Raw genomic sequence first — 22,723 nt, forward strand, 5'->3', positions numbered from 1 at the left:
CAATCCCGAATCCCCAATCCCGGCTTTCGGAGAAAGCCAAATGAGCAAGCAGATCCAGGAAGCCTACATCGTCGCCGCCACGCGTACGCCGGTGGGCAAGGCGCCGAAGGGCGTGTTCCGTAATACCCGTCCCGACGACATGCTGGCGCACGTGCTGCGCGCAGTGGTCGCGCAGGCGCCAGGCATCGATACCTCGCGCATCGACGACGCCATCATCGGCTGCGCCATGCCCGAAGGCGAGCAAGGCATGAACGTGGCGCGCATTGGCGTGCTGCTGGCGGGCCTGCCCAATTCGGTGGCCGGTCAGACCATCAACCGCTTCTGTTCGTCCGGCATCCAGGCCATCGCCATGGCGGCCGACCAGATCCGTCTGGGCAATGCCGACCTGATGCTGGCCGGCGGCACCGAGTCGATGTCGATGGTGCCGATGATGGGCAACAAGGTGGCGATGTCGCCAAGCGTGTTCGCCGACGACCATGTGGCCATTGCGTACGGCATGGGCATCACTGCCGAGAAGGTCGCCGAAGAGTGGAAGGTGTCGCGCGAAGACCAGGATGCGTTCGCGCTGGCCTCGCACCAGAGAGCGATCGCGGCGATTGCGGCCGGCGAGTTCCGCGACGAAATCAGCCCGTACGAAATCCACTCGCATCAGCCCGACCTGGCCGGCAATGTGATCGCCCTGCGCAAGCGCCTGGTCGACACCGACGAAGGTCCGCGTCCGGACAGCTCGCTCGAGGGCCTGGCCAAGCTGCGCCCGGTGTTTCGCAACGGCCAGTTCGGCGGCAGCGTCACCGCCGGCAATTCGTCGCAGATGAGCGATGGCGCCGGCGCGGTGCTGCTGGCCTCCGAGCAGGCGATCAAGGATTACGGCCTCACTCCGCTGGCCCGCTTTGTCAGCTTCTCGGTCGCTGGCGTGCGCCCGGAAGTCATGGGTATCGGACCGATCGCCGCCATTCCCAAGGCGCTCAAGCAGGCCGGCCTGACCAAGGACCAGCTGGACTGGATCGAGCTCAACGAAGCTTTCGCGGCGCAGGCGTTGGCGGTCATCCGCGACAGCGAGCTGGATCCGTCCAAGGTCAACCCACTGGGCGGCGCAATCGCCCTTGGCCATCCGCTGGGCGCCACCGGCGCGATCCGTGCCGCCACGCTGGTGCATGGCCTGCGCCGTCGTCAGCAGAAGTACGGCATGGTCACCATGTGCATCGGGACCGGCATGGGCGCTGCGGGCATCATCGAAGCGCTGTGAGGCGCGCTGGAGCGCCGGGTCGGCCTTCCGGGGTCGATCTGGTGTTCCATAGGTGTCATCGACCTACGGAGATCAGGTTTAGCGATCAAATCTCCATGCTGTCACCAAAGGGCGTGCGCAAGTACGCCCTTTGCTCTGCCGGTCAACGCGATCTCGCCAACGTTCCGGCGAGGCGATCCAACGCATATCCCCCCGCGTGCCCACCGAAACGCGATGCGTTGCATTCTGATGCATCGATCATCTCGCCGCGGCGATTGAAGCTGGCGATGTAGATACGGCAATGGGCGCGCCGCTGAGCGCGACCAGGCGGCCGCGCTCAGCGCGTCACCAGCCATTGACCGGTCCGCGCACCTGCGAAGACCAGCGCCAGTCCAGCCAGCAAGGTCACCGCCAGATAGATGCCGATCATCGTCGAGCGGTCGGTGCGCGCGAATACCAGGCACTCCATCATCAGCGACGAAAACGTGGTCAGCCCACCGATCACCCCAACGATCAACAAGGCCCGCAGCGGCCAGCTCGATGGCCCGCGTGCATCCAGCCAGACCAGCAACACGCCGGCAACGAACGACCCGAGCAGGTTCACCGTCAGCGTTCCCCACGGGAAGACGGTACCGAAGCGTTGGATCAACGAGGCACCGATCGCAAAACGCAAACCGGATCCCAGTGCACCACCGGTCATGGCCAGCAACAGCTGTTGCCACCACATCGGTGCGTTCATGCGCACACCTCGTGACCGGAGCGTGCTTTCGAAAAAATAATGCGCGACATCGGCGTCATCCTTCCTGAGTCAAGAGCGATGCCGGGGCACAGACCTGCCGCCCCGGCGAGGGTGGGCAGGCATCATCAGCGCGCGGGTGCGGGCGGTTCGAGGAGGAATGCCATCTCCTGTGCGGCCGATTATGCCGCGGGCTTGCCGGCCTTGTCAGCCCGTGCCTGCGCGCGCGCCTCGCGCAGCCGATCGAGCTTTTCCTTCAGCTTGATCTCCATCCCGCGCGGCACCGGGTTGTAGTACACGCGCTCGCCCATCGCATCCGGGAAGCCGGTCTGATCCAGCGCGATACCGCCCTCGGCATCATGGTCGTACTGGTAATCCTGGCCGTAACCCAGCGTCTTCATCAGCTTGGTCGGTGCGTTGCGTAGATGCAGCGGCACCTCCTGCGTGCCGGTGGCGCGCACTTCGGCCTTGGCCTGATTGAAGGCAGCATAGCCGGCGTTGGATTTGGCAGTGCTGGCCAGATACAGCACCAGCTGTGCGAATGCCAACTCGCCTTCCGGGCTGCCGAGGCGCTCGAAGATGTCCCAGGCTTCCAGCGCCATGCTCTGCGCGCGCGGATCGGCCAGGCCAATGTCCTCGATCGCCATGCGGGTCAAGCGACGCGCCAGATACGCCGGGTCGCACCCGCCATCGAGCATGCGCGTCAGCCAGTACAGCGCTGCATCCGGGTTGGAGCTGCGCACGGACTTATGCAGCGCCGAAATCTGGTCGTAGAACTGCTCGCCGTTCTTGTCGAAGCGGCGCGTACGGTCGGCCAGCACCTGAAGCAACGTCTGCGGCGTAATTTCGCCACCCTCGCCTGCCGCCAGTTCCGCAGCAATTTCCAACAGCGTCAGGGCCCGACGCACATCGCCGTCGGCGGCGCTGGCGATTTCCAGCAGCGATGCTTCGCTGACCTGGATCGTCTCGGTCCCCAAGCCGCGCTCGGCATCGCGCAAGGCACGCTGCAAGGCCGCGACGATGTCCTGCGGCGACACGCCTTCCAGCACATGCACGCGGCAGCGCGACAACAACGCTGAGTTCAACTCGAAGGATGGATTTTCAGTGGTCGCACCGACGAACAGAATCGTGCCGCGTTCGATATGCGGCAAGAACGCATCCTGCTGCGCCTTGTTGAAGCGATGCACCTCATCGACGAACAACACGGTGCGGCGGCCACCGGCAAAACGCTGCGCCGCCTCTGCCAGCACCTGCCGCACGTCCGGCAGGCCGGACAGCACGGCCGAGATCGCCTTGAATTCGGCGTCTGCGTAGTGCGCCAGCAACAAGGCCAATGTGGTCTTGCCGCATCCCGGCGGGCCCCACAGGATCATCGAGTGCACGCGCCCGGATTCGACCGCGCGCCGCAAGGCGCTGTCGGGAGCCAGCAAGCGCTTCTGCCCCACCATCTCGTCAAGCGTGCGCGGCCGCATCCGCTCTGCCAGGGGCCCCATGGCGCTGCGATCGACATGCAGCAGATCGGGTGTGATCGAGTCGGGACGTTTGGCTTTGCTCACCCCTTCATTCTACCGCCTGCGCCTGATGGACGCTCCACAACGCAGTGTTCGACCATCGCTGGCAGCGACGCCGACGTTCTCTTTCCAAGCGACCACTTCGCGCAGGTGCACCGCATCGAATGCGCAGCGCAATACTGTTACTCAGTAACGAGTGATCGCATGTCATCGCTTGCCTGCACCCGCATCGGCCGCGAGCTGCGCCAGCGCAAGCGGCACGTCAGCGTACGGATTTCATCATGCCCCGCATTCCGCTTCGCCCCTCTGTCATCACCGCTTGCCTTCCCGGGATGGCCGAGACCATCTCGCATCCATCCAGACCTTCGGCGAAGCGGCAGACGCACAACAAATTGGCGACTCCGGACCCATGCGCGTTCGAGGCGGAACTGATCCAGGCCCAGGACGATCCGCTGGGTTGGTCCGCGACGCTGCTTGAGCAAGCGAGACAGCCAAGCGTCTTGGAGCCCGGATTGAAGGCCCCCCCCAAGCGCAAACATGCTCTCCCGCGGCCCTGCAGGAAGGCCGCAGAGCGATTGGGCATCAGTAGCGGTTCGCCAAAACCACATACGGCGCTGCTGCGCTACTCCTCGTTGCAGTGCGAGCAGGACAGACTAGCCGGTCCATCGGATCGTAACGCCGATCCCGCACGTGATCTGCGAGCACCCCCGCTGCTGTCCAACGCCACCCAGGATCTCAACGAGGCGCTGATCGCCCGCCTGGAGCAATCCAACCTCGACTTGGCCGCACGCATCTCTCGGCGTCGCCAGGACGAACTGATCTACGCGCATGCACAAACGCTACAGGCTGCACGCGAGCAGTTGGCCTTGAGAGCCCGGCGCGCCGCCAACCTCAGCGACAGCATCCACGTGCTGACGCGCGAACGCGCCGAACTGCTGCAACAGCTGCAGGGATGTCATCTGCAAACTGATGCGGTGGCGGCCGCAATCCACGATCTCGAGTCGGACATTCTCTCCGCGCGCGCTGCATTGAACGCGCTACCGGGCGATCAGCCGTCGCGTGCTGTCGCAGCGCACGCCGGCTCATCCTCGGCCAACGCGCAGCAGGGCGTCGATCGCTTACAGCTGCAGCGCACCTGCACTCGGCTCGAACACGCGGTGCAGCAGGCGCGTGCGCGCGGCGATACGCTGGCCAAAGCGGTCTTTTTCGGCCGCGGCTCGGCGCAGGCAGCACAAGCAGAGCAAGCACTTGCGGATGCCAACGCGGAGATCGATCAATTGCGGAGCGCGTATGCGCAAGCGCGCGATGCGTTGCAGTCAGATCAAGCGAGCAGCTCTGCCAACAGGCTGGCGCCTCGCACGCTCGGCTCGCACCTTGCTGCAGAGCGGAACCGGGAAATCGAGCCACTGCGCGCACGGCTGGCACGCGACGAGAACATGCTGACCCTGCAACGCACGCATGCCGAGCGCTGTCAGCGAAATGCGCGGCGCCTACAGGAGCGCCTCGCCCAGGTCGACGCGAAACTGCAGCAGGCGCGGCATTCGTCGCGAATCAACACCGAGGAGTTGTGGCAGCACGAACAGACGGTCAGCGCGCTGGAAGCAGCGAACGGCGACATGCAACGCGTGGTGGAACATGCAGCCGCACATCCGCCGGCCGAAGAGGCCCGGCCCGTCGCTGCCGATATCGTCGCCGACACCATGGAGGCACTGCTCGAGGCCCTACCCGGCTTTCGCGAGGAAACCATCGACCTCGTGAGTCGACAGGTTCTACGCGCCTGGGCTGACGGTCTGCATGGCCGCAGCGCTGCGTTCGGGACCGACGCCTTGCAGCCGGTCGACGCGTTGCGCATCGCCCTGCAGGCCTTGGCGATCGCCAGCGAGGGCGATGCGACGGCAGCGGCCAACGTGCTGCGACGCCTGGGCGTGGTGCGCTTGCGTGAGCTGATCCCGTCGCCCCAGGTCTGCGTCGCTGCCGAGGCGGTCCAGCCGATGGAGACGGTCACCGCCTGCGTCGGCCTGTTGGCCAGCGTCCCGCGCGGCATGCAGGTTCTTTCGCACATGCTGCGCGAAGAACCCACGCCCCCCTCCAGGGAATGGCTGGAGGCAGCGCAGGTCCACCTGCGTGCCAGCCACCGGCTCGCACTGACGCCGGACGCAGAACAGGCTGAACGCACCTGGCTGGGCGATGCGCAAATGGGAGCGCGCTATGCCGTGCATGGAGACTCGCCGCTGCAGGGCCTGCAGTCTGCAACCGATGCCCAGCGCGGCGCCTTTCATGCGTTCCGCAACGGCTACGAAACCACCGCAGCAGGTTCACCCTATGCGCGCGTCAACGCATGCCTGCAGATGTTTGCGCAATGGGCGGTAGCAGGCAGCGGACGGCGCGGCAAGCGCGCCCTCAATCCCTTCAACGCCCTTGCGTTGGGAATGAAGGTCGGCGCCTCCGAAGCGCTTCCTACCGCTGAGCGGCGTGCCAACGACGCTTTCCGAGAGGCGGCCGGCCACTTGACCCGTTGGCTCGTCGCGCGCCGCCAGATCCAACTGGCGGGCGGACGAATGCCATCGCAGGACGAACTGGCAATGCAGGCGCTATTGGAATACGCGCAATGGCTCCCACACGAGCAGAACGCGACCGACCTGACCTTCACTGCGAAGGCGCTGGGTACGATCGAACGGCGTGCCCAGGAGCTTCAGCACTCGGTGGCTGCCTCCGTGAAGGAGGCCGACGATCTGCAGCCGGCGGCGTGCCATCCGGCGGTCGCGTCCGCCTGGGCTGCATTACGCGCGGGCCACATGCGTCTGCCGGAAACGCTGCGTCTGATCCAACGCGGCCTGCTCGACCACGCCGGACAGCCGAGCGACCTGCCGGTCGGTGCAGCGCCCTTGGATGAAGAACGGGCGTCGGTCGCGCGCAACCACTTTCACCAGGCCGTTGGTCATGCCAGTCGCTTTCTGCATGAGGGCGACACCTCCCGCGTCAAGTCGCCACGCGCGCTATTCCAATGCCTGCGCAACCTGATGGAACGGCTGGAATGGCGCGACAAGCTGCGTCTCACCGAACAACGTGTGATCGGACTCAACACGACGCCGCTGTCGGCTGCGCTTGCGATCATTCCCAGCGGCCTGGGACTGAAACTCTCCGCGGGCGGTCAGACCAGTTCCGATCGCTCGGTAGAGATTTACATGGGGCGGACCGGGCTGTCGCTGCAGATCGGGCGGCAGAAGGCGCGGCAGTTCAACGCCAGTACCGGCATTAGCGCGGGCGTGCTGCTACCCGGCACCGAACGCGCACCGGTGGGCATCACGGGCGCAGCCGAGTGGCGCATGAAAAAGGAGTCGGGCATCGAGCACGGCGTGCAGATCCGCGTACCACGGCGGGGCAAGGGCCAGGAGCTGGAGCAGCGCGCGCAATTTCTGGCCATGTTTGAACACTTGCTGCAGCTCGCCGAGCAGTCCGGCGGCGATGCAGGCCGGTTCACCGAGCGCGACTTTCTGGGGGAGCTGCTGGCGCACCACCCCAGCATCACCGTCGGCTTGATCGGCCATGCCGAGCGCAACGCTTCGGCCACCGAATCCAGCCTCAGCGTCGCTGCCGGCGTGCGTGTGGGAAACATGGACGGCCGACCGCGCCGCGCCACCCTGGGGGCATCGCTCGGCTTAAAAGCACGGCGGGAAACCTCCCGTTCGCAGACACCGATCGAAGGCTACATGACGATGGTGCTGAAGGATTCGAGCGCGCAATCCAGGGTGGAGATTGCAGGACGCGCATCGGCCAGTCTCGTCGCCCAGCAGTGGACGCACCCAAGCACCGGCAATGCGCCGCCCACCCCAGTGGCGCGGCTGTCCATGGCCACGCTCGATCTCGGCTATAGCAGGGAACTACGCTCGGCCGGCAGCAATACGTTCTCCACCTTGTGGATGTTCAACAACGAAATCGATCCTGTGCGCACGGATCGTGGCTTCGAATTCTTCAACTTCGCCGCATTCGAACGCGAGGTGAAACGCAACTGGCAGTTATGGACCCACTACGGAATCTCCAAGCTGCAGGGCAAGGTCGACGACCGGCGGCTCTATATGGTGGCCGAGCGCCAGTTACAGGACTTCATCGACCGGGTCCGCCTCCACATGCAAGACAACAAGTTCGCCTCGCTGATCGTGGACTGGGTGCTGCAGGCGGAGGCTGCACCGCGCCTGGACGCATTGCGCGCGCAGGCCCAGCTATTGCGGATCGCCGGATGCGAAGCGCAAGCGGCGGAAGCCGATCGCGCCTTCGATGAGCTGATCAGCCACCCAGGCATCTGGGAACCGACCATCCTGATCCTGCGCGAAAAGGGCAAACGCCAGCGCGAGCGTGGCATCGATTTCTTCATCAAACGCCAGACCAACCAGGCAGCGGAGGCGATGCGGACCGTCGGTCAATGGATCCCGTACGAGCCAGTCCCGTAGCGCTGCCGGCAGCGTCCCCTGTGTAGGGCGTCTCGGCCGCGCCACAGCGACTGCTGCGGCCCTCACAGGCACAGCCGCTCGCTGCACCATGCCTTCATCCCGAGCGTCCCGCAGACGCTTCTACTGCGCGTCGCCCACCACGTCCACGCCCTTGGCGGGCGTATAGCGGAAGGTGTCTGCAGCAAACGCCGGATTGCGCTTCCAGCCGCTGAAGCCGATCGCGGTGCGCTGGCCGACCGCGTCCACCACTTCCATCCTGGCCAGGCCTTCCCTGCCGAACCCCAGCGAGGCGATCTGGAAGCTGGCGTCGGTGTCTACCTTGGGCGTCAGCGACAACCACTGCAGGCCGTCGCGTGGCGCGGCTTCTTCGCTGACGTCGTACTTCTTGTCCAGAAGCGCCGGGTCGATCAACGCAACCAACGGGCTGTTCTGCTCTTCGCTGCCCTGTGCGCGCACGGTGACCTGCCCCAGATCCGGGTCGAATACCCAGACCTTCTTGCCATCGGCCACGATCAGCTGCTTGTAGGGCTTGGCGTATTCCCAACGGAACTGGCGCGGCGTTGCCAGTGCAACCCGACCGCTCGAGGTTTCCTTGACCCGGCCATTCGCGTCGGTCACGCGCTGACTGAATTGCCCATCCAGACCCTTCAACCCTCGCGTGAAGGTATCCAGCTCCTGGCGCGCACCGGCAAACGCGGTGCTGGCGAACAGAGCAGTGGCAAGGACGGCATAACGGAGCTGGCGATGCATTGCGGTCTTCCAGAAGGGCATGCGTAGATTCTGATACTTCATAGATGAATGGGCGAGCGCTATCGCACGACCTGTTCAGAGGGCAGCGTGTGCGCGGCAACCCGCCTCATCGTGCCGTCTGAACCCGGACAGATCGCCATAGACGATCTGCCCGCGAAACCCGCGCCGCACCTGTTGATAGAGCTCGCGAAACGCGCGGTAATCCTGCGGCTGGCACAACGCCTGTGGCCCGCGCACGGCGGCGCGCTGCAGGCGATGCACGGCGGTGACTTTCTGCCCCTGCCGTGTCCACTCAACCTGGTATTGGCCGGCGGCATTGCGAAAGGTGCTGCTGCGCGGAATGGCGATGATCGGCACCGTCTCGGGAAAGGTCACCACGTAGGTTTCTTCGCGCACGCTGTCGTTGCAGTAAAACGGGGTCAGATTGTTTTCGGCCGAGGTGGTCGTGTAGATGGCGCGCGTTGACTCGGCCCCGGGCATGTCCGGCAAGGTCATGCCGCCGACCACCGAGAAATCCACCGCGTCCTTGGCCTGGAAGGTGTAGCGGTAGTTGAACGGTGCATCCAGATCCAGCGGGTCGCCCTGAATCAGCAGATCGCCGGTGCCGTCGAAACCGGACTGGGCAAGGATCGACTCTTCGATCCGGTTGCGATTCTGCGCATTGAGCTGCACGAACATCGCGCGCAAGCCCACTTCGCCGGTCTGCCCGCTGTCGAGCGTGGTGATGCCCTGCAGATCGCCCTGCGGCGTGAACCGGTAGTCGGTGCGGGCGACATAGCGATTGACCTTGCGGTCGTTCGGCGGCGTCTGCGTGACCTTGCCATCGCGCGTATGCACCACCGGCGCGCCGAGATCGCCGGCCGGCAACTGGCCGAAGCGCGCGTAGGGGTTGGTCGAGTCCACGTACAGATCGAATGCGGGAATGTAGGTGATGGCGTGGTTGAAGCGGCCCAGCACCGGGATCTGCGGCAAGGTCGGGCCGCCCTCTGCCCCGATCAGCACCGGTGTGCTGGCAATCCCCTTGGCCGCAAGCAGGGCCTCCAGAATCACGGTGTGGTCTTTGCAATCGCCGTAATGGTTGGCCAGGATGCTCTCTGCGCTGTTGGGTTCCAGCCCGCCATTGCCCAGATACACCGCCACATAGCGGATATTGCGCGCCACCCATGCATACAGCGCGGCAGCCTGCGCGCGCGGCGCATCGATACCGCGCGTGACTTCATCGGCCAGCGCCTGGATCGCCGGCGTCACCGCCGCGGCGCGCCCGCCTTTGACGTGGTAAGCCAGGCCCATCTGCGACCAGCTATCGAAGGTGCTGGCCATCAAGGTCGGACTGAACTCCCAGGTGGCCGCGCTCCAGTTCTGGTTCTTCATCGGTGCGCTGCGCTGGTAGCGCCACTCCCAGCGTGCCTGGTCGCCGCGCACCACCGGCTTGGTGCCGCCCTGCAGCCCGCGTGCAGAAAGATGCATCGGCAGACCCTTGGGCGCTACCAACGTAATCACGGCATCGTCGTACTGCGCGAACACGCTGAAGGTCTCCCACAGGCTGAAGTAACCGGGGAAATACGGCGTGTTCTGTGCCCGCCGCACGCGGTACACAATGCGCGCCCCCGGCGCCAGGTTCGGGAACACCACCACTTTCACCTTGCGGTCGGCATACATCGCTGCCGAGGCGCTGGAATAGCTTTCCTGGGTATAGATCTTGTCGGCCGCCACGTCCTGGCGCAGCCCTTCGGCTGTGACGGTATACGCCTGCAGCACATCGAGCGTTTCCATCTTTTCGCTATAGCTCAGCCGGACCTGGCTGAATTGCTCCACGGCCGACTTGGTCTTGAGCAGGATCTCGTACTCGTCGGTTTCAACGCTGCTGGCGTCGGCGCGCACCTCGTAGTCGGCGCGGTAGCGCACGAAGCTGTAATTGGTGTCGGCCTGCGCACGTGTTGCGGCGCTGGCAGTGGGTGCAGGCCGTTGCTGTGCCTGGGCAAGCAGCGGAATACAGAGGAGCAGCACGAGCACTAACGAGGGACGATGCAACATGGGTCTCGATCACGGCGGGCCGGAGCGGCCCTTGCCCACAGGGTAGCCGTTGTGCCCGGCAATGACAGGCACGGACTTCCAACAATGCGGCATTGCTGCAAGCGCACAACCGGAGGGCTGCACCTGCAACGCGTCACGACATCGCCGGCGCTTACTTGGGCGGCGGCGGTGCCAGCACGGTACGGTCGCCATTGTGCTCGGGCGGGCTGACGACGCCGGCCGCTTCCATCGCTTCGATCAGACGCGCGGCGCGGTTGTAGCCGATCTTCAAACGCCGCTGCACGCCGGAAATCGAGGCACGCCGGGTCTCGGTGACGATGCGCAAGGCTTCGTCGTACAACGGGTCCGACTCGTCGCCGCCACCGCCGCTGCTTTCCGGCAAGCCGGTCGCACCGACCACGGTGCCATCGCCCATGGTCTGCACTTCGTCCAGCACGCCTTCGACATAGGACACCGGTCCGCTCGCCTTGAGATGCTCGACCACGCGATGCACTTCCTCGTCGCTGACGAAGGCGCCATGCACGCGATCAGGCAGCGCGGTACCCGGCGGCAGATACAGCATGTCGCCGTTGCCCAGCAGCGCTTCGGCGCCAGACTGATCCAGGATGGTGCGCGAGTCGATCTTGGAACTGACCTGGAACGCCACGCGGGTCGGGATATTGGCCTTGATCAGGCCGGTGATCACGTCCACCGACGGCCGCTGCGTCGCCAGGATCAGATGGATGCCGGCCGCGCGCGCCTTCTGCGCGAGGCGGGCGATGAGCTCTTCGACCTTCTTGCCGACGATCATCATCATGTCGGCGAATTCGTCGATGAAGATGACAATGAACGGCAGCGTCTCCAACGGCCGCGGCGCTTCGCCCAGTTCCGGGTTCGGCTTGAACAGCGGGTCCATCATCGGTTGGCCGGCGTCGATGGCGTCCTTGACCTTCTTGTTGAAGCCGGCCAGGTTGCGCACGCCCACCGCGCTCATCAGCTTGTAGCGGCGCTCCATCTCGGCCACGCACCAGCGCAGGCCGTTGGCAGCCTCCTTCATGTCGGTGACCACCGGCGCCAGCAGGTGCGGGATGCCCTGGTAGACGCTCAACTCGAGCATCTTCGGGTCGATCATCAGCATCCGCAGTTCCTTGTGCGAGGCCTTGAACAGCAGACTCAACACCATCGCATTGACCGCCACCGACTTGCCCGAGCCGGTAGTACCGGCAACCAGCAAGTGCGGCATGCGCGCCAGGTCGGCCACGGTCGGCCGGCCGGCGATGTCCTTGCCCAGGGCAAGCGTCAGCGGGCTGGCCGACTTGTCGTACTCCTTGGAGCGCAGCAACTCGGAGAGGAAGATCATCTCGCGGCTGACGTTGGGTATTTCCAGGCCGATCACCGACTTGCCAGGGATCACGTCCACCACACGCACCGATTTCACCGACAACCCGCGGGCGATGTCCTTGTCCAGCGAGCTGATCTGGCTGACCTTGATGCCCGGGGCCGGCTCGATCTCGAAACGGGTGATCACCGGGCCGGGATAGGCCCCGACCACCTGCGCCTCGATGCGGAAATCCTTGAGCTTGAACTCGATCTGCCGCGACAGCGTTTCCAGGGTTTCTTCGGAATAGCCCTTGGTCTGCGGCTTGGGGTCGTCCAGCAGCGCCAGCGGCGGCAAGTCCGAGCCGTCGGTGCTGACGCCCTGGAACATCGGAATCTGGGTGTCGCGTTTGGCGCGCTCGCTTTTTTCCACCACCGGCGCTGGCGGCGGCTCGATCTTCACCGGTTCGCGCTTGGCCTGCTTGACCGCATCGACCTTGCGCACTTCCTCGCGTTCTTCGCGCATCACCCGGGTCTGCTGCCACTCGGTGGCCTGATGGGTCTTGCGCTGCATCAGCGGCCCCAATGCCAGCACCCACTTGCCGATACGCTCCATCACCGCAAACCACGACAAGCCGGTCGCCAGGGTGATCGAGACCAGCAATAACACCAGCACGAACAGGTTCGCGCCCAAGGCACCGAAGCCGGAACTGAGCGAGCCGGCGACCAATTTACCCAGGATGCCACCGGCCTCGGCCACTTCACCCTGGAACAGGCGCAGGTGCAGGAAGCCGGTCGACGAAATCAGGAACCCCACCATGCCGACCAGGCGCAGCGCCGGCCCCAGATCGCTTTGGGTCTGCTCTTCGCGGTCACCGATCAGGGCGATCCAGGCCACCGCCCCCAACAGTACCGGCAGCAGGAAGGCCACATACCCGAACAACTGCAGCAGCACATCCGCCGCCAGCGCACCGAATCGGCCGCCCATGTTGTGGATGGGCGCGACCAGATTGCCGGTGCGCGACCAACCCGGATCGGTCGCCGAGTAGGTGAACAGGCTGGCCAGCAGATACAGCAGCAATGGCGCCACCGCGATCAAGGCCAGATCGCGCCAGAGCTTCTGCCGCCGCGGATTGTCCGCCGCCGCCGTCTTGCGCGACGACGATTTGCCCTCTGCGGGCTTGCTGCTGCGTTCGGGAACCTGCTTTGCCACCTGTAGCCAGACCTTAGAAAAATGCTGTTAGTGTTTGATAATAAACGACTGAAGCCACGGTTTCAGCAGTTGCATGCGCCCTGGCCATCCAGCCAGGTGCGGCTCAACGAAAAACGCCGCACAAGGCGGCGTCGAGCAGGTGGTTTGAGCGGACCATGCCATCTGCGGTTCAAGCAGTTCCATCGCGCCGCCTTGATTCACCGGGTGGGGACCGCCACTCTATGCCGCCACGGGGGCGCGAATGACTTCGCCTGCCCTCCCAATTCCTAGATCGCGAGTATACATGAGCGCCTCTTCTGCCAGCCCCGCCAAGCACTCCCGCCTGTTGATCCTGGGCTCCGGCCCGGCCGGCTGGACCGCCGCGGTCTACGCCGCCCGCGCCAATCTCAAGCCGGTGGTCATCACCGGGCTGCAACAAGGCGGCCAGCTGATGACCACGACCGAAGTGGACAACTGGCCGGGCGACCCCCATGGCCTGATGGGTCCGGACCTGATGAGCCGCATGCAGGCGCATGCCGAGCGTTTCGAGACCGAGGTCATCTTCGACCACATCCACACGGCAGACCTATCGCAGCGCCCGTTCCGGCTGATCGGTGATGGCGCCGAGTACACCTGCGACGCACTCATCATCGCCACCGGCGCGACCGCCAAGTACCTTGGCATCCCCACCGAAGAAGCCTTCAAGGGCCGTGGCGTTTCCGCCTGCGCCACTTGCGACGGCTTCTTCTACAAGGACCAGGACGTGGTGGTGGTCGGCGGCGGCAACACCGCGGTCGAAGAGGCGCTGTACCTGTCCAACATCGCCCGCAAGGTCTACCTGGTGCATCGCCGCGATACGCTGCGCGCAGAAAAGATCATGCAGGACAAGCTGTTCGCCAAGGTGGCCGCCGGCAAGATCGAGACCGTCTGGCACCATGCGGTGGACGAAGTGCTGGGCAACGATGCCGGCGTGACCGGCGTGCGGGTGAAGTCCACGCAGGACGGCAGCACCCGCGACATCGATGCGCATGGTTTCTTCGTGGCAATCGGCCATCACCCCAATACGCAGTTGTTCGATGGCCAGCTGGCAATGAACAACGGCTACCTGGAGATCCGTTCCGGCCTGAACGGTGCAGCGACCGAAACCTCGGTGGCCGGCGTGTTCGCCGCCGGCGACGTGGCCGACCAGCATTACCGCCAGGCCATCACCTCGGCCGGCTTCGGCTGCATGGCCGCGCTGGATGCCGAGCGTTATCTCGACAAGAGCGCCTGAGATGGCGCCTGATTGCCGGCCGCGCCACGCGGCCAGCATCGCCAAAGGGCTCCCCGCGTGGGTATGACCGCACGCTGGTGTCGCCAGCTGGACGAGCTGCCAGCCGGCGCCTGGGATGCGCTGCACGATGGCACCCATCCCTTTATCAGCGACGCATTTCTGCAAGGCCTTGAACGCGAGGGCTGCCTGCGCCCGGACTGGGGCTGGAACCCGCTGCACCTGACCTTGTGGGAAGGCGACTCCCTGGTGGCCGCGGCTCCCGGCTACCTCAAGAACAACTCGCACGGCGAGTTCGTGTTCGACCACGCCTGGGCGCATGCATACGCGCGCTATGGTCAGGAATACTTCCCCAAGTGGCTGTGCGGGGTGCCCTACTCGCCCGTCACCGGCCCGCGCCTGCTTGGTGCGCCCACGTGGCGCGGCCACCTGCTGAAGGCGATGCGCGAGCTGGTGGAGCGCAGCGGACTGTCGTCAGCGCATGTGAACTTTTATCCCGCCAATGAAGACGCCGCCTTCGATGCCGACTGGCTGGAGCGCAACGACCTGCAGTACCACTGGCACAACGCCAGCGGCTGGAGCGATTTCGAGACGTTCCTGGCGGCGATGGATCACAAGCACCGCAAGAACATTCGCCAGGAACGCGCCAAGGTGCAGCGTGCCGGTGTGCAATTGCGCGTGGTGCACGGCAATGAGGCCAGCGATGCGGATCTGGCCGCGATGTATGGCTTCTATCTCAAGACCTTCAACGAATACGGAAATTCGCCCGCGCTGACGCCGCAGTTCCTGCAGCACCTGGCCACGGCCATGCCGCGCCAGCTGGTGATGTTCCTGGCCGACCTCGATGGCCATCCCATTGCCGGGGCACTCTGCCTGCGCGGCCACGACACCTTGTACGGCCGCTACTGGGGCGGTGAAGCGCTGCCCGGACTGCATTTCGAGACCTGCTACTACCAGGGCATCGAGTATTGCCTGCGCGAAGGCCTGACCCGCTTCGAGCCTGGTGCCCAAGGCCAGCACAAGATCGCGCGCGGCTTTCTGCCCACCCTGGTGCGCAGCAGGCACTGGATCGCCGACCCGGGCTTTCGCGAGCCGCTGGCACAGTGGTGTGCCGACGAGCGCGAGGCAGTCGCCGGGCACGCACGGGAACTGTCCGAGCACAGCCCGTTTCGCGGTTGATCCAGACAGGGCGCATGAGCGAGGCGGATTGAATGCGCAGCGCTGCGGGGTAGTTCCTGCTGCGCGGCGCATCCCGCCAGCAGCACGCAGGCTGGATCGGCCGACAAATGTCATGAGCAGTCGTCAGGTGGACGCGAACTGTGTGGAGGAACCGGAGCCTGCGCCTGGTCGCGCTAATTCCGGGCGGCGCTCGCAGACTCACCATGGGGCACAGCACGCATCGTGGTCCACGCCATCGGTTTGCCAGCTGCCCTACACTGCATAGATGGCGCGCCACCTCCCCTTTCTGCTCGATGCCGCTCCGGCGGCGCCGTTTCCGGCGGCAGGTCAGGCCCTGCGCGACCCAGACGGCCTGCTCGCCATCGGCGGCGACCTGTCGCCCCAACGCCTGCTCAACGCGTACGCGCATGGCATTTTCCCGTGGTACTCGGACGGTCAACCGATCCTGTGGTGGAGCCCGGATCCGCGCATGGTCTTTCGTACTGACGGCGTGCGCCTGTCGTCCCGCTTCAAGCGCCAGCTTCGCGCAAGCACCTGGACGGTTCGCGCCGATACCGCCTTCGAGCAGGTGATCGCCGCCTGTGCCGCGAGTCCGCGTCCTGGCCAGGACGGCACCTGGATCAGCGCGGAAATGCAGCAGGCCTATATCGCCCTGCACCGTCTAGGCCACGCGCATTCGATCGAGGTGTTCGACGGCGCGCGCCTGGTTGGAGGAATCTACGGCGTCGCGATTGGCCGGATGTTTTTCGGCGAAAGCATGTTCAGCGGGGAAAGCGGCGGCTCCAAGGTGGCGCTGGCCGCCTTGGCCGCCAATCTGCATGGCCGAGGGTGGCCACTGATCGATGCTCAGGTGGAAAATCCGCATCTGCTGAGCCTGGGCGCCGAACGCTGGCAGCGCACTGACTTTTTGCACGAGGTGCAACGCCAGGTTGCCCAGACGGAACCGCCGGGTAGTTGGTCTCAACGTTACGGCGAGCATGCCGCCAGCGACCTGTGTGAGACCCGCTTAACATAAAATTTGCACCGCGGGGAGATGGCGCGTAAAATGCCGTCCCTTACGGCCCTGCCGGGCCAGCCGTGATTGCACAGGATTACATGTCGAAAGACGACTCCATTGAATTCGAAGGCAGCGTCAGCGAGACGCTTCCCAACACCACGTTCCGGGTCAAGCTGGAGAACGGGCATGAAATCATCGCCCACATCTCCGGACGTATGCGCAAGAACTACATCCGCATCCTGACCGGCGACCGAGTCAAAGTTGAGATGACTCCCTACGACCTGACCAAGGGTCGTATTACCTACCGCATGAAGTAAGCGGTCCTGGTACGTCAGACGCGAGGCGGCCATTGGCCGCTTTTTGTCGTGCCTGCAATTTGAGCGCACGGTAAAAGGCATCGACCGAGAGGCACGGCCCTGCTCCGCACCGGCTGCTCGGCAACGTGCCTGCAGCGTAGAAACGCATCACTGCCGCGTCGAACATCAGGCATTCCCGCCAGGAGGCCAACGTCAGGGCGCGTGATCGCAATGCGCGCTGAGGACGTAAAAAAGCCGCTCTTTCGAGCGGCTTTTCGTTACCTGTCAAAACAATCGTATGGCGATCAATCCACAGTCGCGGGCAGCAGACGCTCCGGTTCCGGATGCGCCTCGACCACCAGTTCGCCGTCCTTGACGTCGATGTTGACCCGGCCACCGTCCACCAACTTGCCGAACAGCAGTTCGTCCGCGAGCGGGCGCTTGATCTTCTCCTGGATCACCCGCGACATCGGCCGCGCACCCATCAGCGGATCGAAGCCGTGCTGAGCCAGCCAGTCGCGCGCGGTCGGGGTCGCCGACAGGGAGACGTGCTTTTCCTGCAACAGCATTTCCAGCTCGATGATGAACTTGTCCACCACCCGCAGGATGTGGTCGAACGCCAGCGGCTGGAACTGCACGATCGCATCCAGGCGGTTGCGGAACTCGGGCGTGAAACCGCGACGGATCGACTCCATCGCATCGGTGGAATGATCCTGTTTGGTGAAACCGATCGACCGGCGCGACGCCTGGGTGGCGCCGGCATTGGTCGTCATCACCAGGATCACGTTCTTGAAGTTGGCCTCGCGCCCATTGGTGTCGGTCAGGATGCCGCGGTCCATGACCTGCAACAGGATGTTGAAGATGTCCGGATGCGCCTTCTCCACCTCGTCCAGCAGCAGCACGCAGTGCGGTGTCTTGACGATCTTCTCGGTCAACAAGCCACCCTGATCGAAACCGACATAGCCCGGGGGCGCACCGATGAGACGGCTGATCGAATGCGCTTCCATGTACTCGGACATATCGAAACGCACCAGCTCGATGCCCAGCTGCAGCGCGAGCTGCTTGGTGACCTCGGTCTTGCCGACACCGGTGGGGCCGGCGAACAGGAAGTTGCCGATCGGCTTTTCCGGATTGGCCAAACCCGAGCGCGCCAGCTTGATCGAGCCAGCCAGGGTTTCGATCGCCGGATTCTGCCCAAAGATCACCATCTTCAGGTTGCGCTCCAGGTGCTGCAGCACATCCTTGTCGGTTGCGCTGACTTGCTTGGCCGGAATCCGCGCCATTTTGGCGACGATGGTTTCGATCTCTTCGATATCGATCAGTTCCTTGCGCTTGCCTTCCGGCAGCAGACGCTGCCGCGCACCGGCCTCGTCGATCACATCGATCGCCTTGTCCGGCAGCAAACGGTCGCCGATATGCTTCACCGATAGGTCGACGGCCGCCTGCAGCGCGTCGTCGGCGTAGGTCACGCCGTGATGCGCCTCGTACTTGGGCTTGAGGCCCTGCAGGATCTCGAACGTCTCGCCCACGGTCGGCTCGACGATATCGATCTTCTGGAACCGACGCGCCAGCGCACGATCCTTCTCGAAAATGCCGCGATATTCCTGGAACGTGGTCGAGCCGATGCAGCGCAGCTCGCCCGACGACAGCGCGGGCTTGATCAGGTTGGAAGCGTCCATGGTGCCGCCCGATGCCGAGCCGGCACCGATGATGGTGTGGATCTCGTCGATGAACAGCACCGCATTGGGCACCTTCTTCAACGCGGCCAGCACACCCTTGAGACGCTTTTCGAAATCGCCGCGGTACTTGGTGCCGGCCACCAGCGCGCCCAGATCCAGCGAGTAGATCACCGCATCGGCCAGCACTTCCGGCACGTCGTTGTCGACGATGCGCTTGGCCAGGCCCTCGGCAATCGCGGTCTTGCCCACGCCAGCCTCGCCTACGTACAGCGGGTTGTTCTTGCGCCGGCGGCACAGGACCTGGATGGTGCGCTCGATCTCGTCGCTACGGCCGACCAGCGGGTCGATCTTCCCGTTGCGTGCCTGATCGTTGAGATTGGTGGCGAACTCGGCCAGGGCGTCGCCCTTGGCCTCGCCCTCCCCGCCCTCACTCTTGGACTCGCCATCCGGCGCGGACGGCTGCTCGCCGTCCTCGCCCAGCTTGGCGATGCCGTGCGAGAGATAATTGACGATATCGAGGCGGGTGATGTCCTGTTGGTTCAGGAAGTACACCGCGTGCGAGTCCTTCTCGCCGAAGATCGCGACCAGCACGTTGGCGCCGGTGACTTCCTTCTTGCCTGAGGACTGGACGTGGTAGACCGCGCGCTGCAGCACGCGCTGGAATCCCAGGGTGGGCTGCGTGTCGCGCCCGTCGTCTTCGGCCAGGCGCGAAACCGAGGCTTCGATTGCCTGTTCCAGGTCGTTGTGCAGGCGCACCTGGTCTGCCCCGCAGGCCTTGAGCACGGCCTGGGCGGAAGGATTGTCCAGCAGCGAGAGCAGCAGGTGCTCGACGGTCATGAACTCATGACGCGCCTCGCGTGCTCGCTTGTAGCACTGGCCGATGGTTTGCTCTAGGTCTTTGCTGAACATTGGTAACTCCGAACGGCTGTTGCCAACAATATGCGGCTTTTGTTGGGATTTTCCACAACCCTATCGGATAGGCATGTTCAGACAGCGTTAGCACGTGATCGCAGCCACACTGTTGCGCTGCTGGAATGATCTAGCGGGCGCCTCAGGCCTGTTCCATCGTGCACAGCAGCGGGTGCTGGTTCATGCGCGAAAACTCGTTGACCTGGGCCACTTTCGACTCGGCGACCTCACGGCTGTAGACCCCGCACACGCCACGCCCGCGGGTGTGAACATGCAACATGATCTGGGTGGCCTGCTCCAGATTCAGGTTGAAAAACTGCTCCAGGACGGTCACCACGAAGTCCATCGGGGTGTAATCGTCGTTCAGCAACAGCACCTGGTAGCGCGGCGGTGGCGCCACTTCCGGCTTGCCGGCTTCGACCATCAGGCCGTGGTCGTGTTCGTGTGAGGTATTCCGAGGCATCCGGCCATTATACGGTTCAACCTTGCACGCATTGGACGATTTACGCTGTGGCCCGCACAATTTGTCTCCAATTCCTTGGCTGGCCCTTGATGACCGACCCCATGACCGCGCAGTTGCTGGCGCCGTCGTCGACCGCAGATGCCCTGATGCGCACCGTTCACGACGGCGCAATCGTGCCGGGGTGGTACCGCAGTGCCGGTTACGTCGCACGAGCGGCGCACTGGTGGCCTACCGCGCTGGAGCAGATTCGATGAGTACACCAGAGCAACGCTGGCATCCCGATGTGACAGTGGCCACAGTCGTGGTGCGCGATGGACGCTTGTTGCAGGTGGAAGAAGCCATAGGCGGCCGCTTGCTGCTGAACCAGCCTGCCGGGCATCTGGAGCCGAACGAAAGCCTGCAGGATGCGGCCGTGCGCGAGACCCTGGAGGAGACTGGCTGGGACGTGCGCCTGACCCAGTTCATCGGGACCTACCAATGGGTTGCGGCCAACGGGCAGTGCTTCTTGCGCTTTGCGTTCGTTGCCGATGCGCTGACCCATCACCCCGAACGCAGTCTGGACACCGGCGTGGTGCGCGCGTTGTGGATGATACCGGACGAACTGCGCGCCTCCACCGAGCGCCTGCGCAGCCCGCTGGTGTGGGAGGTGGTCGCCGATTACCTGGCCGGGCAGCGCCATCCACTCTCCCTGGTGCGGCACATCGCATGAGTACGCCGCGCATTGTGGTGGGGGTGTCAGGCGGCGTGGATTCGTCGGTGGCGGCGTGGAAGCTGGCGCAGCAAGGCGAACCAATCGCCGGGCTGTTCATGCAGAACTGGGCCGATGACGGCAGCGGCGATTGCCGCGCCGAAGACGACCGTCGCGATGCGGTGGCGATGTGTGGCGTGCTGGGCATCCCGTTTCATTTTCGCGACTTCTCCGGCGAATACTGGAGCGGCGTGTTCGAGCATTTCCTGGCCGAGTACGCGGCCGGACGCACGCCCAACCCCGACGTGTTGTGCAATCGCGAAGTGAAGTTCAAGCATTTTCTGGATGCGGCACAGGCGCTGGGTGCCGAGCGCATCGCCACCGGCCACTACGCGCAGGTGGCGCATCGCGGTGGGCGATGGCGGCTACTGCGTGGCGCCGACCGCGGCAAGGACCAGAGCTATTTCCTGCATCAGCTGGGGCAGACGCAGTTGGCCGCCACCGTGTTCCCGATCGGCGATCTGGAAAAAAGCAGGTTGCGCCGTATCGCCCAGGATGCCGGCTTGCCGACCCATGCCAAGAAGGATTCCACTGGCATCTGTTTCATCGGCGAGCGCGATTTTCGCGAGTTCCTGGGCCGCTATCTGCCGGCGCGCACCGGCGAGATCCGCGATCCGCAGGGACAGCGCATCGCCGAGCATCCGGGGGTGTTCTACTTCACCCTGGGCCAGCGCGAGGGGCTGAATATCGGCGGCGTGCGCGGGAGGGCGGCCGCGCCGTGGTACGTAGTTGGCAAGGATGTGGCCAGCAATGTGCTGTACGTGGACCAGGACCGCGACAGCCCGCTGCTGCAATCGCGTTGGCTCCGGTCCGAACAAGCCCACTGGGTGACCGGGGCGCCGCCGGCACGCCGGTTCAACTGCACTGCGCAGACGCGCTACCGTCAGCCCGACGAGCCCTGCACGGTGGATGTGCAGGACGATGGCAGCGTGCAGGTGCGCTTCGAACGGCCGCAGCGGGCGGTGACGCCGGGGCAGTCGCTGGTGCTGTACGACGGGCAGGAATGCCTGGGCGGCGCGGTCATCGCGGCGACCGACGCACCGCTGGAACGCCAGTTGGCGGGATCTTCTTTTTCCTCTGAGGTAGTGGCTTGATGAGTGTTTCCATGGATCACCGTGTGCTGGCGCTTGCCGGGGTTGCTCAGGCCCTGCAACAAGTGCGGCGGATCGCCGAGACCGGGCATTCGGAAGCGGCGACGGTACGCACCGCCATGGACAGCGTGTTCCGTGTGGACGCTGCCTCGCCGGAGGCCGTGTACGGCTCGGCAGCGGCGCTGGCACCTGGCCTGCGCCTGTTGCATAACTACTTCCGCAACCAGGGCCAGGACGAAGTGCTGCCGCGCCTGGGACTGGCCGTGCTGCAGCTGGAGCGTCGGTTCGTACGCGATGCCAGCACCGTCGCCACTGTCGCCAGCGGAATCGACGCGGCAGCGCGCCAGGCCCAGAAACTGGGCGACAGCAGCCACCCCGATGTGTTGAGCGCGCTCGGCGGGCTGTACGCGCAGACCATCAGCCACTTGCGGCCCAAGGTCATGGTGCAAGGCAACCCGCACTACCTGGGCCAGGCGGGTGTGGTCGCGGAGATCCGCGCGCTGTTGCTGGCGGCAGTGCGCTCGGCGGTGCTGTGGCGGCAGATGGGCGGCAGTCTGTGGGATTTCCTGTTCGCCAAACGCGCAATGATCGAAGCGGTGGACCGCGCGTTGCGCTAACGGGCGCGAAAAACCGCCTACATCTGCGCGCTAGGGAAGGTCTGATCAACTCACCGCAGATGCGCGACACTATCGCCTTATGTAGAGGATTCATCCATGCAGCTGACGTTCGGTGACGCTGAGGGCTTGGGCAAGCGTAAGCAGACCCGGCGCGAGATCTTTCTTGCCGAGATGGAGCAGGTTGTTCCGTGGCAGCAACTGCTTGCCCTGATCGCGCCGCACTATCCAGTGTCGGGGCGGCCAGGTCGGCAGCCGTACGCACTGGCGACGATGTTGCGGATT

The 22,723-nt window shown here is 64.7% G+C and carries 17 protein-coding genes, 1 pseudogene and 1 riboswitch; of the genes and pseudogenes, 11 read left to right on the forward strand and 7 right to left on the reverse strand.

The annotated features are described in order from the left end of the window. Positions 1-40: 40 nt before the first annotated feature. Complete coding sequence (locus J7367_RS15095) at positions 41-1,246, forward strand: acetyl-CoA C-acyltransferase (protein ID WP_057659439.1); 1,206 nt, start codon at positions 41-43, stop codon at positions 1,244-1,246. Between the two features lie 316 nt (positions 1,247-1,562). Here the strand turns inward: J7367_RS15095 and crcB are convergent, their stop codons facing one another. Then, the gene (crcB, locus tag J7367_RS15100) at positions 1,563-1,964 is read right to left on the reverse strand and encodes a fluoride efflux transporter CrcB (protein WP_022559136.1); all 402 of its coding nucleotides are present in this window, start codon (positions 1,962-1,964) and stop codon (positions 1,563-1,565) included. 109 nt (positions 1,965-2,073) lie between these two features. Continuing rightward, positions 2,074-2,141: riboswitch (Fluoride riboswitch) on the reverse strand. A gap of 2 nt (positions 2,142-2,143) precedes the next feature. Then, the gene (locus tag J7367_RS15105; RefSeq protein WP_057659437.1) at positions 2,144-3,517 is read right to left on the reverse strand and encodes a replication-associated recombination protein A; all 1,374 of its coding nucleotides are present in this window, start codon (positions 3,515-3,517) and stop codon (positions 2,144-2,146) included. Between the two features lie 236 nt (positions 3,518-3,753). Here J7367_RS15105 and xopZ point away from each other — a divergent pair, with 236 nt between their 5' ends. Further along, a complete protein-coding gene (xopZ, locus tag J7367_RS15110; protein ID WP_057659435.1) occupies positions 3,754-7,920 on the forward strand; it encodes a XopZ family type III secretion system effector in 4,167 nt (1,388 codons plus the stop codon). Positions 7,921-8,040: 120 nt separating this feature from the next. On the opposite strand, the gene lolA is transcribed toward xopZ, so the two are convergent. The 3 genes from lolA to J7367_RS15125 form a co-directional block, all read right to left on the reverse strand. After that, on the reverse strand, positions 8,041-8,712 hold the full coding sequence (gene lolA, locus J7367_RS15115) for an outer membrane lipoprotein chaperone LolA (RefSeq protein ID WP_057659434.1): 672 nt from the start codon (positions 8,710-8,712) through the stop codon (positions 8,041-8,043). Positions 8,713-8,745: 33 nt separating this feature from the next. After that, a complete protein-coding gene (locus tag J7367_RS15120; protein ID WP_057659432.1) occupies positions 8,746-10,704 on the reverse strand; it encodes a DUF3857 and transglutaminase domain-containing protein in 1,959 nt (652 codons plus the stop codon). 151 nt (positions 10,705-10,855) lie between these two features. Further along, the gene (locus tag J7367_RS15125) at positions 10,856-13,213 is read right to left on the reverse strand and encodes a DNA translocase FtsK (RefSeq protein ID WP_003482906.1); all 2,358 of its coding nucleotides are present in this window, start codon (positions 13,211-13,213) and stop codon (positions 10,856-10,858) included. A gap of 283 nt (positions 13,214-13,496) precedes the next feature. Here J7367_RS15125 and trxB point away from each other — a divergent pair, with 283 nt between their 5' ends. The 4 genes from trxB to infA all read left to right on the forward strand — a co-directional run bounded on the left by trxB (position 13,497) and on the right by infA (position 16,955). Continuing rightward, positions 13,497-14,465, forward strand: coding sequence for a thioredoxin-disulfide reductase (trxB, locus tag J7367_RS15130; RefSeq protein ID WP_057659430.1), 969 nt, complete (start codon positions 13,497-13,499; stop codon positions 14,463-14,465). 57 nt (positions 14,466-14,522) lie between these two features. Next, positions 14,523-15,641 (forward strand): GNAT family N-acetyltransferase, encoded by a 1,119-nt coding sequence (locus J7367_RS15135; RefSeq protein ID WP_057659429.1) that lies wholly within the window; start codon positions 14,523-14,525, stop codon positions 15,639-15,641. Positions 15,642-15,906: 265 nt separating this feature from the next. Next, positions 15,907-16,656, forward strand: coding sequence for a leucyl/phenylalanyl-tRNA--protein transferase (gene aat, locus J7367_RS15140; RefSeq protein ID WP_057659427.1), 750 nt, complete (start codon positions 15,907-15,909; stop codon positions 16,654-16,656). 80 nt (positions 16,657-16,736) lie between these two features. Then, positions 16,737-16,955 carry a translation initiation factor IF-1 gene (gene infA, locus J7367_RS15145; protein WP_002813418.1) on the forward strand — a complete coding sequence of 73 codons (219 nt, stop codon included), beginning with the start codon at positions 16,737-16,739 and terminating at the stop codon, positions 16,953-16,955. Positions 16,956-17,239: 284 nt separating this feature from the next. On the opposite strand, the gene clpA is transcribed toward infA, so the two are convergent. After that, complete coding sequence (clpA, locus tag J7367_RS15150) at positions 17,240-19,522, reverse strand: ATP-dependent Clp protease ATP-binding subunit ClpA (protein WP_039569859.1); 2,283 nt, start codon at positions 19,520-19,522, stop codon at positions 17,240-17,242. Between the two features lie 142 nt (positions 19,523-19,664). Then, the gene (clpS, locus tag J7367_RS15155) at positions 19,665-19,985 is read right to left on the reverse strand and encodes an ATP-dependent Clp protease adapter ClpS (RefSeq protein WP_017158321.1); all 321 of its coding nucleotides are present in this window, start codon (positions 19,983-19,985) and stop codon (positions 19,665-19,667) included. Between the two features lie 101 nt (positions 19,986-20,086). On the opposite strand from clpS, the gene J7367_RS15160 reads away from it, so the two are divergent. The 5 genes and pseudogenes from J7367_RS15160 to J7367_RS15180 form a co-directional block, all read left to right on the forward strand. Further along, positions 20,087-20,239, forward strand: coding sequence for a hypothetical protein (locus J7367_RS15160; RefSeq protein WP_176214977.1), 153 nt, complete (start codon positions 20,087-20,089; stop codon positions 20,237-20,239). Next, positions 20,236-20,694 carry an NUDIX hydrolase gene (locus J7367_RS15165; protein ID WP_057659425.1) on the forward strand — a complete coding sequence of 153 codons (459 nt, stop codon included), beginning with the start codon at positions 20,236-20,238 and terminating at the stop codon, positions 20,692-20,694. The genes J7367_RS15160 and J7367_RS15165 overlap by 4 nt, the downstream gene beginning before the upstream one ends. Then, the gene (mnmA, locus tag J7367_RS15170; protein WP_057659422.1) at positions 20,691-21,827 is read left to right on the forward strand and encodes a tRNA 2-thiouridine(34) synthase MnmA; all 1,137 of its coding nucleotides are present in this window, start codon (positions 20,691-20,693) and stop codon (positions 21,825-21,827) included. Before J7367_RS15165 ends, mnmA begins: the two co-directional genes overlap by 4 nt. Beyond that, positions 21,827-22,441, forward strand: a complete 615-nt coding sequence (hflD, locus tag J7367_RS15175; protein ID WP_057659420.1) for a high frequency lysogenization protein HflD — start codon at positions 21,827-21,829, stop codon at positions 22,439-22,441. The genes mnmA and hflD overlap by 1 nt, the downstream gene beginning before the upstream one ends. 96 nt (positions 22,442-22,537) lie before the next feature. Next, positions 22,538-22,723 (forward strand): annotated as a pseudogene (locus tag J7367_RS15180) (IS5/IS1182 family transposase); the annotation flags it as partial.

The organism is Xanthomonas sp. D-36-1, from assembly GCF_017746155.1.
Lineage (GTDB): Bacteria > Pseudomonadota > Gammaproteobacteria > Xanthomonadales > Xanthomonadaceae > Xanthomonas > Xanthomonas cissicola.